Below are 13,302 nucleotides of genomic sequence, written 5' to 3'. Positions count from 1 at the left end.
GGATTCCACCATGACCTTTACCCCAGAGAGCCTTGACTTTCTCTTTGAAAACAGACTGCAAAACAGCCGCGAATGGTTTGGCGCCCACCGCGCCGTCTACCAGGAGCGCGTCGTCAGACCCATGCGCGAGCTCTTCGCCGCGCTCTCTCCCCACATGCTGACCATCGACCCGGAATTTATGACCGATCCCATCCGTGCGGTCTCACGGGTCCACCGCGACGTGCGCCGCATTCGCGACGGCATGCTCTACCGCGATGAGATGTGGTTTCTCTTTGTGCGCCTGCGCGAGGAGCACGATCTGCCGGGCTTCTACTTCTCCCTCTCGCCGCAGGGCTTCTGGTGCGGCTGCGGCTACTATCAGGCGCCGGCCGCGGTGATGGCCTGCATGCGCGAGATGATCCTGTCGGGCGACCCGCTCTTCGACGAAGTGCTCGCCCTCTACCGCACGGGACGCTACCAGCTCGAGGGCGAAAAATTCAAGCGCGACCGCTACCCGCAGGCCGACGCCGAGCGCGCCGACTTTCTCAACCGCCGGGGCATCTCGATGTCGCTTGAGAGCCACGATTTTTCGCTCCTCTTCTCCGAGGGTCTCGCAGACTATCTCACCGAGCGTTTCGACGAGCTTGTCCCCTTCTACCGTATGATGAACAGAGCCGAGCGCCTCGCGCGCGAAGCGCAGATCAAATGACCGCACGCAGGCGGGCGGGAGAGCACTCTCCCGCCCGCCTCGTCTCAGTCCACCCGTCTGTGCCCGGTGAGGACCCGTACGATTGTCCCGAGCCACTTCGGCATTTTCACGCACTTGATCTTCATATTCAGCACCCCCTGTCCGAACCGAAACAGATGATCCCGATGGCTACCAGCAGCAGTGCCTCGATCATGGCGAGAGCCCGCCAGGGGAGAAAGCTCGCAATGATGATTCCCACTGCCAGGCACACGCCGAGCAGGCCCACCATCTTTTTCGAGAACCGCATAAAAAAATCCCCCATATTCTGTTCTTATGAGCAGTATATGAGGGTTTTTTTCAAATGTAGCTTGTCCGCGCGTCAATCTTTTGAGAGTATCACGAGCAGCGTCCCCTCCCGGACGCTGATAATTGCCTCGCCCTTTTGAAATTCGTTGCTCACCCCGAGCGGATAGCCGGGCGTGAGCGTTGCGTTTTTCAGGGGGTACTCCACCTGCTCAAGCGTCACGCCGCGCGCCTCGCCAAACAGCGCAAAAACCGACAGCTTGCAGCCTCGGCGCGCGCGCAGACGCAGCACGCCGTCGCGCAGGATGTGCGCCTCGTTTCGGGCAGAGCGCAGCTCGCAGGCACACCCGCGCTGCGCCAGCCCCTCCATCTGCGAGAGGTTCGCCACCGTGTGGTCGAGCCGCCCGCCGAGACAGCCGTAGAGCACAAAGCGCCGGTAGCCTCTCAGTTCGCCCTCGGCGATGGCAATACCCGTGTCGGTGTCGTCCTTGTGAGCGGGGAACTGTTTGACCGGCACACCGCCGAAATCGCGGTTTCGCACCGAGTCAAAATCGCCCATGATCAAATCGGGGGTGAGCCCGTAGCGCACCGCGTGGTCAAAGCCGCCGTCGGCGCAGATGAGAAGATCCTGCGGCCCGCGTTCGCGGCGGATGGCTTCGGCCTCGCGCTTTGTAAACCCGCCTGACGCGAGAATGTAACAGGTGTTCATCGGCGCTCCCACTCCTTGATGTCCTTGACTTCATGATACATGGAAAGATAGCTCTCGTAGCGGCTGCGGGCCATTTCACCCGTCTCCACCGCCCGCTTGACGGCGCAGCCCGGCTCGCGGTCGTGGGCGCAGCCGAGAAAGCGGCACTGCCCCTCGTACTGCCCAAGCTCCGCAAAGCAGCCCGGCAGTTCCTCTTTGTACACCGTCTCAAAGCGCTCGATGCTGATGTCGCCGAAACCCGGCGTGTCGGCGATCCAGCCGCCGGCCAGCGCAAAGAGCTCGACGTGGCGCGTGGTGTGGCGGCCGCGCTCGATCTTGGCGCTGAGCTCCCCGGTCTGAGCAGCAAACGACGCGTCGAGCGCGTTGAGCAGACTCGACTTGCCAACGCCCGAGTTGCCCGAGAAAGCACACACGCGCCCCTCGATCACTGTGCGCAGACGGTCGATCCCCTCGCCGGTGGCAGCCGAGACCGCGAGCGCCTCGTAGCCGATGTCCCGGTAGATGCGGCAGAGCTCCTCCCCGTCCGCAAGATCGGTCTTGTTGATACAGACGCAGGGCGTGATGTTCTTTTTTTCGCAGATGGCGACAAGCTTGTCGATCAGCAGCGTCGACGGCGCGGGGTTTGCGGCCGCCGCAATGATGAGCATGACGTCGATGTTTGCGATGGGCGGGCGGATGAGAAAGTTTCTGCGCGGCTCAATGCGCTCAAGCGCGCCCTCTCTGGCTGCCTCATCGACCACGGATATCTCAACCCGGTCCCCGACCGCGGGGGACACCGAGTCCTTTCGGAACCGGCCGCGCGCACGGCAGCAGTAGACGCCGCCGTCGGTCTGCACATAGTAGAAGCCGCCGATTCCCTTTACCACTCTTCCAGTCATTGCGCCGCGCCTCAGTCGCTGAAGTTGACGTAGCTCGACTGACTGAGCTCCCCGTTGATGTAGATCTCAACCATCTCCTCACCGCTGCCACGCAGCACGAGGCGCAGGCTTCCCTGGTCGGAGGTGTGGGTCTGCTCGTAGACGATCTCGTTCGACTGCCTGACCGTGACGAGAAACGGCTCCGCCATCTGGGGCAGCGTGATGGTGATCTCGCGCTCCTGCGGGTAGAGCGAGCCGTCGCTGACCGTGAGGTTGACAACGGTGTCCTCGCTGACCTCGGTCTCGGCTTCAATGCTCTGGCTCAGAACGACGCCCGGCGCCTTGTCAGAGGGCACCGACTCCGCCGTGCCCACTACGAGGCCGGCTTTTTCCAGCTCGCGGCGGGCCTCGTTTTCAAGCAGGTCAATCACATATGGTACCTTAGTCATCTTGATCTCCGGGCCGAGGCTGCGATAGACCTTGACCACTGTGTTTTCGTCGACCACAGTGTTCTCCGCCGGCTCGGTGCGGATGACATAGTCCTGCACGACTGTGTCGTGATACTCTTCGATGATCTCATACTTGATGCCGAGCTTGCCCAGCGACACCTCGGCCTGGCGGTAGTCCCGTCCGGCGAGCGGCGGCACGACCACGGTCTTCTCGCCGAGGCTCACCGAGACCCGGATGTCCGCGCCGACCTTGACGGTCATGCCGGGATTCGGGTCCTGATCGAAGATCTGCCCCGCTCCGTACTGCTCGTTGTACTCCTCGGAGATTTTGATGATGCGGAATTTGCCCTCGTACTCCGGGTTTGAGAGCACCGCCTCATAGTCCTGCCCGAGGAGCGTGGGCACCTCGATGTCGCTCGGCGCGGTGTTGCCCGGAAAGAGCATGGGCCACAGGAACGCGGCGAGCACGCCCACCACCAAAAAGCAGGCGATGATGCCGGTGGCGACGCTCAAAAAGACTTTCTTGTTCTTTCCGGTCGTGACCTCTTCCTCCTCGCGCACGAGCTTGATGGCGTCCATGTACTTGGTGGGTTTGTCGTCGCTGAAGTACTCGTATTCAAAGCGGATGGACGGGTTGCTCTTGAAGCGCTCAATGTCCTCGAGCATCTCGCCGGCCGACTGGTAGCGCCGGTCGGGGCTCTTCGCCATGGCCTTGAGCACAATGTCCTCAAGGCCCTCGGGGATCTCCGGGTCGATTTCAGTCAGGCGCTTCGGCGTGCTCTGCAGCTGCATCAGCGCGACCGACACGGGATTCTCCGCGTCAAACGGCAGCGAATTTGTGAGCATCTCGTACATCATCACGCCCAGCGAGTAGATGTCCGAGCGGTAGTCGGTCTTCTCGCCGCTGACCTGCTCGGGGCTGATGTAGTGAACCGAACCGATCGCCTTGTCGGTCATGGTGTTGGTGTTGGTGCTCGAGATGCGCGCGATGCCGAAGTCCGTCACCTTGATGGAGCCGTTGTCGAGCAGCATGATGTTCTGCGGCTTGATGTCGCGGTGCACAATGCCCTTGTTGTGGGCGTGTTCAAGCGCCTCGAGCACCTGGGTGACAAAGTAGAGGGTTTCGCGCCACTTGAGCGGCCCCTGCCGCTCGATGTACTGCTTGAGCGTGATGCCGTCGACATACTCCATGACGATGTAGTAGAGGTCGTCGTTGAGCCCCACGTCGAGAATGCGCACGATGTTCTCGTGGTCCATCATGGCGATGACGTTCGACTCGGTCTCAAAGCGGCGGCGAAACTGACTGTCCTCAAGGAATTCCTGCTTGAGCACCTTGACCGCCACGGTCTGGTTTGTGAGCATGTCGACCGCCTTGAAGACCACCGACATGCCGCCGGTGCCGACGATGCTCTGGATGCGGTAGCGGTCGTTGATGATTTTTCCGATCAGCCTATCCATCCGCTCTCACCTGCTCTTTCCCCGGCGTGAAGAGCACCGCCGTCACATTGTCCTGCCCGCCGCCGGCGTTGGCGGCTTCGATCAGACCGCTCACCGCCGCGTCGAGATCGGCCGCGCCGAAGATGATGGTGGCGATCTTCTGCGCGTCGAGCACATTGGTCAGCCCGTCTGAGCACAGCAGCACCAGTATGCTCTCGTAGACCTCGATATCGAAGTAGTCCACCTCGCACTTGCCCGGCATGCCGAGCACCTTGGTGATGATGTTCTTCTGCGGGTGGTGGGCCGCCTCCTCGGGCGTAATCTTGCCGCTCTGGACAAGCTCCTGCACCATGGAGTGGTCCTCGGTGATCTGGGCGATTTCCCCGCTCGCGAGGATGTAGGCGCGGCTGTCGCCGATGTTGGCGATGACGCCCTCGTTTTCACGGAAGAGCGCCACGACCGCCGTGGTTCCCATGCCGTGGTTGGTCGCGTCGCGCCGCGCCTCGGCGAGAATCGCATCGTTTGCGCTCTGCAGCGCGAACTGGAGAAGCTCCTTGACCTCGGCCATCGACAGTTCCTCGTAGTAGCGCTCGCGCACCTGCTGCTCCAGCGTGCGAATCGCAAGGCGGCTTGCGAGCTGGCCGCCGCTGATGCCGCCCATGCCGTCGCACACCACGGCGAACGCCGTGTTCTCGCCGAGAGTCGTCAGCAGGTAAGTATCCTGATTTTCCGTTCTCACAAGCCCGATATCCGTCTGTCCATGCCCTCTCATAGGCCCACCTCCTGTGTCTGATCGCTCTCCCGGCGCAGCTGCCCGCAGGAGGCGTCGATGTCCCCGCCGAGCTTGCGGCGCACGGTCACGGGGATCCCGCGCTGCTCGAGTACGCGCGCAAACTGCGCGACCCGCTCGGGCGACGGCTTGTGATATCCCCGTTCCTTTACATAGTTTACGGGGATGAGATTGACGTGGCAGAGCATGCCGTGAAGCTTATCGGCGAGCATGCGCGCCGTCTCGTCGGAGTTGTTGACCCCCTCGATCAGGGCGTATTCAAACGTGATTCTGCGCCCGACTTCATTCACATAGCGCCGGCAGGCCGCAAGCAGCTCTTCCACGGGGTATTTGCGGTTGATGGGCATCATCCTGTCACGGATCTCATCGCTTGGCGCGTGCAGCGAAATCGACAGGGTCAGCGGCAGATGGTGCGCGGCGAGCTCGTCGATCTTCGGCACGATGCCGCAGGTCGACAGCGAGATGTGCCGCATGCCGATGTTGACGCCTCTCTCATCATTGACCAGTTTTAAAAACTTTAATACATTGTCAAAGTTGTCGAGCGGCTCGCCGATTCCCATCAGCACAATGGACGAAACGCGCCGCCCGCTGTCCTTCTGGGCGAAGAGCACCTGGTCGAGAATCTCGCCCGGCGTCAGATGGCGCACAAGCCCGCCCAGCGTCGACGCGCAGAAGTTGCAGCCCATGCGGCAGCCCGCCTGGGTCGACAGACAGATGGAGTCGCCGTGGCGATAGCTCATCAGTACGGTTTCGATGCACTGTCCGTCGGCGAGCCGAAAGAGGTATTTGATGGTTCCGTCGATCTTCGAGACGAGCTTTCGCTCGATGCGGGACACGGTGACAAGCGCCTGCTCCGACAGCTTCTTTCGCAGCGCGAGGGAGAGATTGGTCATCTCGTCAAAGCTCTCGGCCCCGCGGTGCAGCCAGGTGAAAACCTGGCCCGCGCGAAAGGCCGGCTCGCCGAGCGCCGTGAAAAAAGCTGTGAGCTCTTCAAAGGAGAGCGACTTGAGATCGGTTTTTTCCATAGAGTCTCCTCGTGTGTCAGCGGTGAATCATTTTGCAGAAGAAGAAGCCGTCTGTTGCGTGAATCTGCGGCAGCAGACGCACATAGGGGCTGTCGTCTCTTCTTTCGACGAAAGAGCGCGGCAGCAGTTCCCAACCGTCGACGGGCCGAAAGTCGTCGTGCGCGCTGAGAAACGCCTCCACGACGCCCTCGTTTTCGCGCCGGTTGAGCGTACAGGTCGAGTAGAGAAGCGCTCCGCCGGGGCGCACATAGCGCGCGCCGTTTTCCAGAATGGCAAGCTGGGTCTTTGGCAGATGCTTGAAGTCGTCGACCTCCTTGTAGCGGATCTCGGGCTTCTTTCTCATGACGCCGAGCCCCGAACAGGGCACGTCGCACAGCACGAGATCGGCTGCCGACGAGAGAGACGGGTCAAAGACCGCCGCGTCGCCGAGCCTTGTCTCGATGCTGGCAAGCCCCAGCCTCGCGGCGCCGTCGCGTATCAGCGGGAGCTTTGCCCCGTGGCAGTCAAACGAGAGGATTCTGCCCTCATCCCCCATGGCGAGCGCCATGAGAAAGCTCTTGCCGCCGGGCGCGGCGCAAAGATCAAAGACCGTCTGCCCGGGCGCGGGGCGCGCGATCCAGGCGGTGAGCCGGGACGCCGTGTCCTGTACAAAGAAGAGCCCCTCGGCAAAGCCGGGAAGCTTCGTGATGTCTCCGCTCGCGGGGATGGTGAGACCGCCCGCATCGTTTTCGACCGCCTCGACGCCGGCCTGCGCGAAGCGGGAGGCGAGCGCGGCGGGCGTCGTGCGCAGCGTGTTGACCGTGAGATCGGTGCCCCCCCGCTCGAAAAAGCTCATGAGCATCGCCTCGGTCTCTTCGCCGTACTGGTGGCACAGAAGCCCTGCGATGCTGTCCGACACCGAGCAGCGCACAGCGAGGCTGTCCGGCGGCTCGGCGGCCGAAAGCCCCCGCGCGGCGGCGCGCAGCACGGCGTTGACAAAGCCCTTGGCGCGCGCGGCATGGCGCGCAGCGAGGCGCACCGATTCGTTGCAGGCCGCCGAGGGCGGAATCCGCGTCAGATACAAAAGCTGATACATCCCCTGGCGCAGTATCTCCTGCACGGCCGCATCCAGCGTCTCCACGCGGCGGCCGCTGTACCGGGCGATGTAGTAGTCAAGTGTGCGCCGGCGCTCGAGAGCGCCGTAGAAGAGCTCGGCCGCGAGCCCCCGCTCAAGCGGCGGCAGTCCGGCGCGCGCAAGCTGCGCCGAGAGCACGAGATTCGAGTAGCCGCCGGTCTTTCGCATGGTGAGCGCCGCCGAGAGCGCCGTCTGGCGCGCGTCAGTCACGGCTGTTGCGGCGGCCGAAGAGCAGAATCAGCCGCAGCAGATTCGCAAGCGCCACCAGCAGCGCCGCCACATAGGTCAGCGCCGCCGCCTTGAGCATGCGTCCCGCGCCGTCGAGCTCGCCCGGGGTGAGATACCCTCCGTTTGAGAGCACCGCCATGGCCCGGGAACTCGCGTTGAATTCCACCGGCAGGGTGAGAAGCTGAAAGAGCGTCACAAGGCCGAAGAGCGCGATGCCCGCCACCACGAGGGGCTGATAGCTCATGAAGATGCCGAGCAGAATCAGCGGCATCGAGAGGTTCGAGCCGATGTTGCAAACGGGAATGATGGCGTTTCGCAGCTTGAGCGGGCTGTAGCCCACATGGTGCTGCACTGCGTGGCCTGCCTCGTGGGCGGCGACGCCGAGCGCCGCGATGGAGTCGCTGGCGTAGACCCCGTCCGACAGGCGGATCTTCTTTGCGCGCGGGTCGTAGTGGTCCGAGAGATTGCCGCGCACCGACTCCACCGTGACATCCGTGATGCCGTTGTCGCGCAGAATCTGCTCGGCGACCTCACGGCCGGTGACGCCGCGGGCCGTTCTCACACTGCCGTACTTGCGAAAGGCGCTGCTGACGTTCCACTGGGCCCACGAGGCGAACAGGACGGCGGGCAGCACCAGGACAATATACCAATAGTCAATCCAGAACATACAATCCTCCTAAAGCAGCTGCCGGGTCCCCTCGATGGGGTGCCCGCGCAGAAAATCGGCGGCGCTCATTCGCTTTGACAGCTCGAGCTGCACATCGGTCAGGCGCACGGTTTTTCCGTCGCCGCAGGCGACCGAGATCGCGTCGCCGTCAGCGCGGGCCGTGCCGGGCCGATCGGCGGTCTCGCCGCCCACAAAGGCGCGAAACACCCGCAGTTTACGCTCGTCCCACGGCAGGGTTGCGACCGGCCACGGGTTGAGCCCGCAGACCTGGCGCGCAACCAGAAAGGCCGGCTTATGAAAGTCAATCGGCGAGAGTTCCTTGGTCAGAATGGGGGCCAGGCTCACCTGTGATGCATCCTGCGGCGTGCGGCGTGCGGCGCCGCTCTCGATGGCGGAGACCGTCTCGAGCAGCAGCTGCGCCCCGAGAGGCGCGAGTCGCTCCTGCAGCTCGCCGTAGGTCTCCCCCTCGCCGATCGGCGTGGCCTTTGACAGCAGAATGTCCCCCGCGTCGAGCTCCTCGCCCACCATCATGCTGGTGACGCCGGTCTCGCGCTCGCCGTTTAAAATCGCCCACTGGATGGGGCCCGCGCCGCGGTATTTCGGCAGCAGCGACGCGTGGATGTTGATGGTCTCATATTGGGGAATGGCGAGTACGCCGGCTGGCAGCAGCCTGCCGTAGGCCACCACGACCGCAAGCTCGGGCGCGATGCCGCGCACGAGGCTCTCAAAGCTGCCGTCGCGCAGGCGCACCGGCTGGTATACCGGGATGCCCGCCTCGAGCGCCGCCGCCTTGACCGGCGGCGGCGTGACGATCTTCTTGCGTCCGAGCGGCTTGTCGGGCTGGGTGACCACCGCCCCGATTTCATGGCCCGCGCCGAGCAGCGCGCGCAGATGCACAGCGGCGAACTCCGGCGTGCCGTAAAACAGAATTCTCAAACCGTCACGCTTTCTCGTTCTCGGCGGCGGCCTGCTGCTCGAGAAATTCGGTGAGCTGTTCGTCCGTGAGGATCTTCAGCGCATGGTCGGTGAAGAGGATGCCGTCGAGATGGTCGATCTCGTGGCAGATGGCCCGCGCGAAGAGGCCCTCGCCCTCGAGCTCATACCACTCGCCCTGCCGGTTCATGGCCCTGGCCTTGACCCACTGGGGGCGGCTCGTGATGCCCCACTCACCCGGGTCGGACAGGCAGCCCTCGAGCTCCTGCTGCTCACCGCGGCGTTCGACGATCTCGGGGTTGATCAGCTCGAAGATCTCATCGTTCTCATTGACCACCACCGCGATGCGGCGCAAAACGCCGACCTGGGGCGCCGCGAGCCCGGCGCCGTTGGCGTCGACGACCGTCTCGCGCATGTCGTCGAGCAGCGTCAGCAGATGGGGGGTGATGCGATCGATGGGACGGCACTTCTTGCGCAGCGCGTCCTCTTTTTTATTGAGTATGGTACGTATGGCCATTTGGTTCTCCTTTACAGATTCGGGTTGATGTCCACATAGATGGAGACACCTCTGTTTTCCCTATTATTATAAAAATTGCAAAGCATTTTATCAAGCGTTTGGCGTAGTTTTTTGTCGTCGCGGCACTTGAGAAGAATCCGCTGGCGGTACTTCTGACTGATCTTCGCAATCGGCGGCGGGGCCGGCGCAAAGAGAATGATGTTTGCGGCCTGCGTCCGGCGAAACTCATCCGCGAGAGCCGTGTGAAAGCGCTTTGCCGCCTCGCGCACCCCGCCCTCGTCAGCGCCGGTGAACATGATGTGACAGATGTCGCAGTAGGGCGGATAGATCATGTTCTTGCGAAAGAGGATCTCCTCCTCAAAGAAGCCCTCATAGTCCTGCCGGCGGGCGAGCTCGATCACCCGGTTGTCCGGGCAGTAGGTCTGAATCACGGCGTAGCCGCGCTTTCCCGCGCGGCCCGCGCGGCCCACCACCTGCGTCAGCTGCATGAAAGTGCGCTCGGCGGCGCGGTAGTCCTCCACGAAGAGCATGGCGTCCGCCGAGAGCACGCCGACCAGCGTCACATTCGGCATATCGAGCCCCTTGGTGACCATCTGCGTGCCGAGCAGAATATCGTACTCCCCGTCGCGAAACGCGCCGAGCAGCTTCTCGTGGGAGGATTTGTAGCTTGTGGTGTCGAGATCCATCCGGCAGACGCGCGCCGTGGGAAAGAGCTCGGCGAGCTGCTCCTCCACCCGCTGGGTCCCGGTGCCGAGATGGCGCATACCGCGGCTGCCGCAGACCGGACAGACGTCCGACAGCTCCTCGCTGTGGCCGCAGTAGTGGCACATCAGCAGCCCGTTTCTGCTGTGGTAGGTCATGGCGATGCTGCAGTTCGGGCAGGTGCGCACCTCCCCGCAGGCCCGGCAGCCGACAAAGGTGTTGTAGCCGCGGCGGTTCAGAAAGAGCACCGCCTGCTCGCCGCGCTTGAGACAGAAGCGCAGCTCCGCCGCCAGTGTCTCGCCGATGGCGCTCGTCTCGCCCTTTGCCAGATCCTCGCGCATATCCGCGATGAGAACCTCCGGCAGAGTGCTGCCCCCGTAGCGTTCGCTCAGGGTGAACAGATGATAGCGCCCGAGCTTCGCACTCATGTAGCTCTCGACCGACGGAGTGGCCGACGCGAGCAGCAGCAGCGCCCCGTTTTTCACCGCGCGGTACTTCGCGACGTCGCGCGCGTGGTAGCGCGGCGAATTCTCCGATTTGTAGGAGCCCTCCTGCTCCTCGTCGACGACGATCAGCCCCACGTTGTCGAGCGGGGCGAAGATGGCCGAGCGCGTGCCGACAGCGATGCTCGCCTCGCCGTTTTTCAGGCGCTTCCACTCGTCGTAGCGCTCGCCGACCGAGAGCGCGCTGTGCAGCACCGCGACCCGCTCGCCATAGCGCGAGTAGAAGCGGTCGGTCAGCTGCGGGGTGAGCGCGATCTCCGGCACCAGCACAATGACATTCCGCCCGGCGGCGATCACGCGGTCAATCAGGCTGATGTAGACCTCGGTCTTACCCGAACCCGTGACGCCGTGCAGAAGCGCCGCCTCGGGCCGTCCGCCGGCGCACAGGGCCCAGAGCCCCTCGAGGACGCTGTGCTGCCCGGCGCTGAGGCGGATCGGCTCCCGGTCGCCGCCGCGCGTCTTCTCCCGGTAGGGGCGGCGCAGCAGCTCGAGGGTGTGAAGCTCGATGATCTGCCGCCGGGCGAGCGTGTCGACGACGCTCTTGCTCACCCCGGAAAGGTAGCACAGCTCTGTCACCGGCACGCTCTCACAGCCCTTGAGGATGTCGAGCACTTTCTCGTGCTTGGCCGCGTTTGCGCGGCAGTCGCGCACATAGGCGTCCGCCTCCTCGTGGGACACCGCAAGCCGCGCCGCGAGCCGCGTCATATCGCTGGCGTTGCGGCGCACATCCGACACCCGTCTGAGCGCCCCCGCCTGCAGCAGCTCGGCGAGCGCGGAGTCGATCGGCTCGCTGCGCTCTTTTCTCAGCTTTTCCAGATCGAGCCGGCCGGAGCTCTGCGCAAGGGCGATGAGCTCCCGCGCAAGCGTATCGTCGCCCGAATAGGGCTCGCCGGTCGGCACGGCGTACTCGCGCAGCCGCACGCGGCTGCCCGTCGGCAGAATGGCCTTGATCGCGTCGAAGTAGGTGCAAAACCACCTGCGCTTGCAAAAGCCCACAAGCCCCAGAAGCTCCTCGGACAGCACAGGCGTCTCGTCGACCAGCCGCTGCACCCGCTTGAGCGACGCAAGCTCGCTGTGTTCTGCGAGCGCCATGACCATGCCCTGGCGGCGCCGGTTGCCGCCGCCGAAGGGCACCACCACCCGGCAGCCGGGGCGCAGCGCACCCTCGAGCTCTGCGGGCACCTCGTAGTCAAACAGGGCGTCCGCCGGATAGGTCAGATTTTCAATGGCAACTTTTGCTATCATCGTCACTCATCCTAAAACAAAAGGTGGCAAAACTGCCACCTTCGCATCTCACTCGTCTTCACGCCAGACGTTTTTATCCGCCTCGACAATCTTGATCTTGCCCTGCGCGAATTCGCCGACGGCGATTTTCACCGGTTTTTCTTTCAGATGTACCCCCAGCTTCTCCGAGTCGTCGGCGATCTGGCGCGCCCTCTTCGCCACAGCAATCACCAGAGAATACCTGCTGTCATCCTTGCCAATCAGCTCACTGATTGCCGGTTTGAGCATACTCATGAACATTTCCACCCTTCACAATTCTGTCAGTTTCACACCGCTGCCATGCGGCGCTGCCGCTCAGCGCGGATAATGGACAATATTTCGTCGCTCGCGCGCGACACCTCGTCGTTGACCACAAGCCGGTCGTAGATGGCCGCCAGCTTCATCTCCTCGGCGGCGATGCGCAGGCGGTTTTGAATCTCCTCGTCGGTCTCGGTCTGCCGCCCGCGAAGCCGCTCGGCGAGAATCTCCGGCGTCGGCGGCATCACAAAGATGGTCAGCGCCTCGGGCATACGCTCCTTGACGATCGCGGCGCCCTTGACCTCAATTTCCAAAATGACGTTTTTGCCCGCCTCGAGCTGCTCGCGCACCGCGCGCACCGGCGTGCCGTAGTAGTTGTCGTTGTAGCAGGCATATTCGAGCAGACCGCCGGTCTCAATCTCGTGCTCAAAGCTCTCGCGCGAGACAAAGTAGTAGTTTTTGCCGTCGACCTCGCCCGGGCGCGGCCGGCGCGTCGTCATCGAGACCGAGTAGAACGTGTCGTCGGTCTTTTTGAGCAGATCGGCGATCACCGTGCCCTTGCCGGCGCCCGACGGGCCGGAGATCACCAGCAGCAGCCCGCGGTCACTCCTCGTCGAGCTCATCGTCGTCACCCCCGTCGTCAAGGCGCCCGGCCACCGTCTCCGGCTGAACCGCCGACAGAATGATGTGGTCGCTGTCGGTGATGATGACCGCCCTGGTGCGTCTGCCGTAGGTCGCGTCGATGAGCATGCTCTTGTCGCGCGCCTCCTGAATGATCCGTTTGATGGGCGCGGACTCGGGGCTCACAATCGCCACAAGGCGGCTCGCCGAGACCATGTTGCCGAACCCGATATTGATCAGCTTCACGCTTTAACTCCCC

Annotated in this window: 15 protein-coding genes; 1 reads left to right on the top strand and 14 read right to left on the bottom strand. The window is 63.4% G+C overall.

The genetic code is table 11. The features are described from left to right. Positions 1–10 precede the first annotated feature (10 nt). Entirely contained in the window at positions 11–688 is a 678-nt protein-coding gene (locus H8695_RS09825; protein ID WP_249301103.1) for a DUF2461 domain-containing protein, read from the top strand. A 127-nt stretch (positions 689–815) separates the two neighbouring features. Here the strand turns inward: H8695_RS09825 and H8695_RS09820 are convergent, their stop codons facing one another. The 14 genes from H8695_RS09820 to remA all read right to left on the bottom strand — a co-directional run bounded on the left by H8695_RS09820 (position 816) and on the right by remA (position 13,289). Beyond that, positions 816–974: a hypothetical protein gene (locus H8695_RS09820; protein WP_249301101.1), complete on the bottom strand. Its 159-nt coding sequence runs from the start codon at positions 972–974 to the stop codon at positions 816–818. A gap of 72 nt (positions 975–1,046) precedes the next feature. After that, positions 1,047–1,679, bottom strand: a complete 633-nt coding sequence (locus tag H8695_RS09815; protein ID WP_249301099.1) for a thiamine diphosphokinase — start codon at positions 1,677–1,679, stop codon at positions 1,047–1,049. Further along, positions 1,676–2,557: a ribosome small subunit-dependent GTPase A gene (rsgA, locus tag H8695_RS09810; protein ID WP_249301097.1), complete on the bottom strand. Its 882-nt coding sequence runs from the start codon at positions 2,555–2,557 to the stop codon at positions 1,676–1,678. Before rsgA ends, H8695_RS09815 begins: the two co-directional genes overlap by 4 nt. A gap of 11 nt (positions 2,558–2,568) precedes the next feature. Further along, complete coding sequence (gene pknB, locus H8695_RS09805) at positions 2,569–4,443, bottom strand: Stk1 family PASTA domain-containing Ser/Thr kinase (protein WP_249301095.1); 1,875 nt, start codon at positions 4,441–4,443, stop codon at positions 2,569–2,571. Next, on the bottom strand, positions 4,436–5,194 hold the full coding sequence (locus tag H8695_RS09800) for a Stp1/IreP family PP2C-type Ser/Thr phosphatase (RefSeq protein WP_249301093.1): 759 nt from the start codon (positions 5,192–5,194) through the stop codon (positions 4,436–4,438). The genes pknB and H8695_RS09800 overlap by 8 nt, the downstream gene beginning before the upstream one ends. Next, positions 5,191–6,237 carry a dual-specificity RNA methyltransferase RlmN gene (gene rlmN, locus H8695_RS09795; protein WP_249301091.1) on the bottom strand — a complete coding sequence of 349 codons (1,047 nt, stop codon included), beginning with the start codon at positions 6,235–6,237 and terminating at the stop codon, positions 5,191–5,193. Before rlmN ends, H8695_RS09800 begins: the two co-directional genes overlap by 4 nt. A gap of 16 nt (positions 6,238–6,253) precedes the next feature. Continuing rightward, positions 6,254–7,561 (bottom strand): 16S rRNA (cytosine(967)-C(5))-methyltransferase RsmB, encoded by a 1,308-nt coding sequence (rsmB, locus tag H8695_RS09790; RefSeq protein WP_249301089.1) that lies wholly within the window; start codon positions 7,559–7,561, stop codon positions 6,254–6,256. Next, positions 7,554–8,246 carry a zinc metallopeptidase gene (locus H8695_RS09785; protein ID WP_249301087.1) on the bottom strand — a complete coding sequence of 231 codons (693 nt, stop codon included), beginning with the start codon at positions 8,244–8,246 and terminating at the stop codon, positions 7,554–7,556. Before H8695_RS09785 ends, rsmB begins: the two co-directional genes overlap by 8 nt. 9 nt (positions 8,247–8,255) lie before the next feature. Further along, complete coding sequence (fmt, locus tag H8695_RS09780) at positions 8,256–9,182, bottom strand: methionyl-tRNA formyltransferase (RefSeq protein ID WP_249301085.1); 927 nt, start codon at positions 9,180–9,182, stop codon at positions 8,256–8,258. Positions 9,183–9,186: 4 nt separating this feature from the next. Next, a complete protein-coding gene (def, locus tag H8695_RS09775; RefSeq protein WP_249301083.1) occupies positions 9,187–9,696 on the bottom strand; it encodes a peptide deformylase in 510 nt (169 codons plus the stop codon). A gap of 11 nt (positions 9,697–9,707) precedes the next feature. Then, positions 9,708–12,146, bottom strand: coding sequence for a primosomal protein N' (gene priA, locus H8695_RS09770; RefSeq protein WP_249301081.1), 2,439 nt, complete (start codon positions 12,144–12,146; stop codon positions 9,708–9,710). A gap of 48 nt (positions 12,147–12,194) precedes the next feature. Further along, positions 12,195–12,419, bottom strand: a complete 225-nt coding sequence (gene rpoZ, locus H8695_RS09765; protein ID WP_346726813.1) for a DNA-directed RNA polymerase subunit omega — start codon at positions 12,417–12,419, stop codon at positions 12,195–12,197. A 32-nt stretch (positions 12,420–12,451) separates the two neighbouring features. Next, positions 12,452–13,045: a guanylate kinase gene (gmk, locus tag H8695_RS09760; RefSeq protein ID WP_249301079.1), complete on the bottom strand. Its 594-nt coding sequence runs from the start codon at positions 13,043–13,045 to the stop codon at positions 12,452–12,454. Continuing rightward, on the bottom strand, positions 13,026–13,289 hold the full coding sequence (gene remA / locus H8695_RS09755; RefSeq protein WP_346726812.1) for an extracellular matrix/biofilm regulator RemA: 264 nt from the start codon (positions 13,287–13,289) through the stop codon (positions 13,026–13,028). The genes gmk and remA overlap by 20 nt, the downstream gene beginning before the upstream one ends. Positions 13,290–13,302 lie beyond the last annotated feature (13 nt).

Origin of the sequence: Feifania hominis, assembly GCF_014384765.1 — a bacterium.
Lineage (GTDB): Bacteria > Bacillota > Clostridia > Oscillospirales > Feifaniaceae > Feifania > Feifania hominis.
Note: the sequence above shows the minus strand (reverse complement) of the source record. Positions and strands in the feature narration are given on the sequence as shown.

Coding starts and splice junctions, on each gene's coding strand:
- H8695_RS09825 (WP_249301103.1), top strand. CDS start 11: ATGACCTTTACCCCAGAGAGCCTTGACTTTCTCTTTGAAAACAGACTG.
- H8695_RS09820 (WP_249301101.1), bottom strand. CDS start 974: ATGCGGTTCTCGAAAAAGATGGTGGGCCTGCTCGGCGTGTGCCTGGCA.
- H8695_RS09815 (WP_249301099.1), bottom strand. CDS start 1,679: ATGAACACCTGTTACATTCTCGCGTCAGGCGGGTTTACAAAGCGCGAG.
- rsgA (WP_249301097.1), bottom strand. CDS start 2,557: ATGACTGGAAGAGTGGTAAAGGGAATCGGCGGCTTCTACTATGTGCAG.
- pknB (WP_249301095.1), bottom strand. CDS start 4,443: ATGGATAGGCTGATCGGAAAAATCATCAACGACCGCTACCGCATCCAG.
- H8695_RS09800 (WP_249301093.1), bottom strand. CDS start 5,194: ATGAGAGGGCATGGACAGACGGATATCGGGCTTGTGAGAACGGAAAAT.
- rlmN (WP_249301091.1), bottom strand. CDS start 6,237: ATGGAAAAAACCGATCTCAAGTCGCTCTCCTTTGAAGAGCTCACAGCT.
- H8695_RS09785 (WP_249301087.1), bottom strand. CDS start 8,246: ATGTTCTGGATTGACTATTGGTATATTGTCCTGGTGCTGCCCGCCGTC.
- def (WP_249301083.1), bottom strand. CDS start 9,696: ATGGCCATACGTACCATACTCAATAAAAAAGAGGACGCGCTGCGCAAG.
- priA (WP_249301081.1), bottom strand. CDS start 12,146: ATGATAGCAAAAGTTGCCATTGAAAATCTGACCTATCCGGCGGACGCC.
- rpoZ (WP_346726813.1), bottom strand. CDS start 12,419: ATGAGTATGCTCAAACCGGCAATCAGTGAGCTGATTGGCAAGGATGAC.
- gmk (WP_249301079.1), bottom strand. CDS start 13,045: ATGAGCTCGACGAGGAGTGACCGCGGGCTGCTGCTGGTGATCTCCGGC.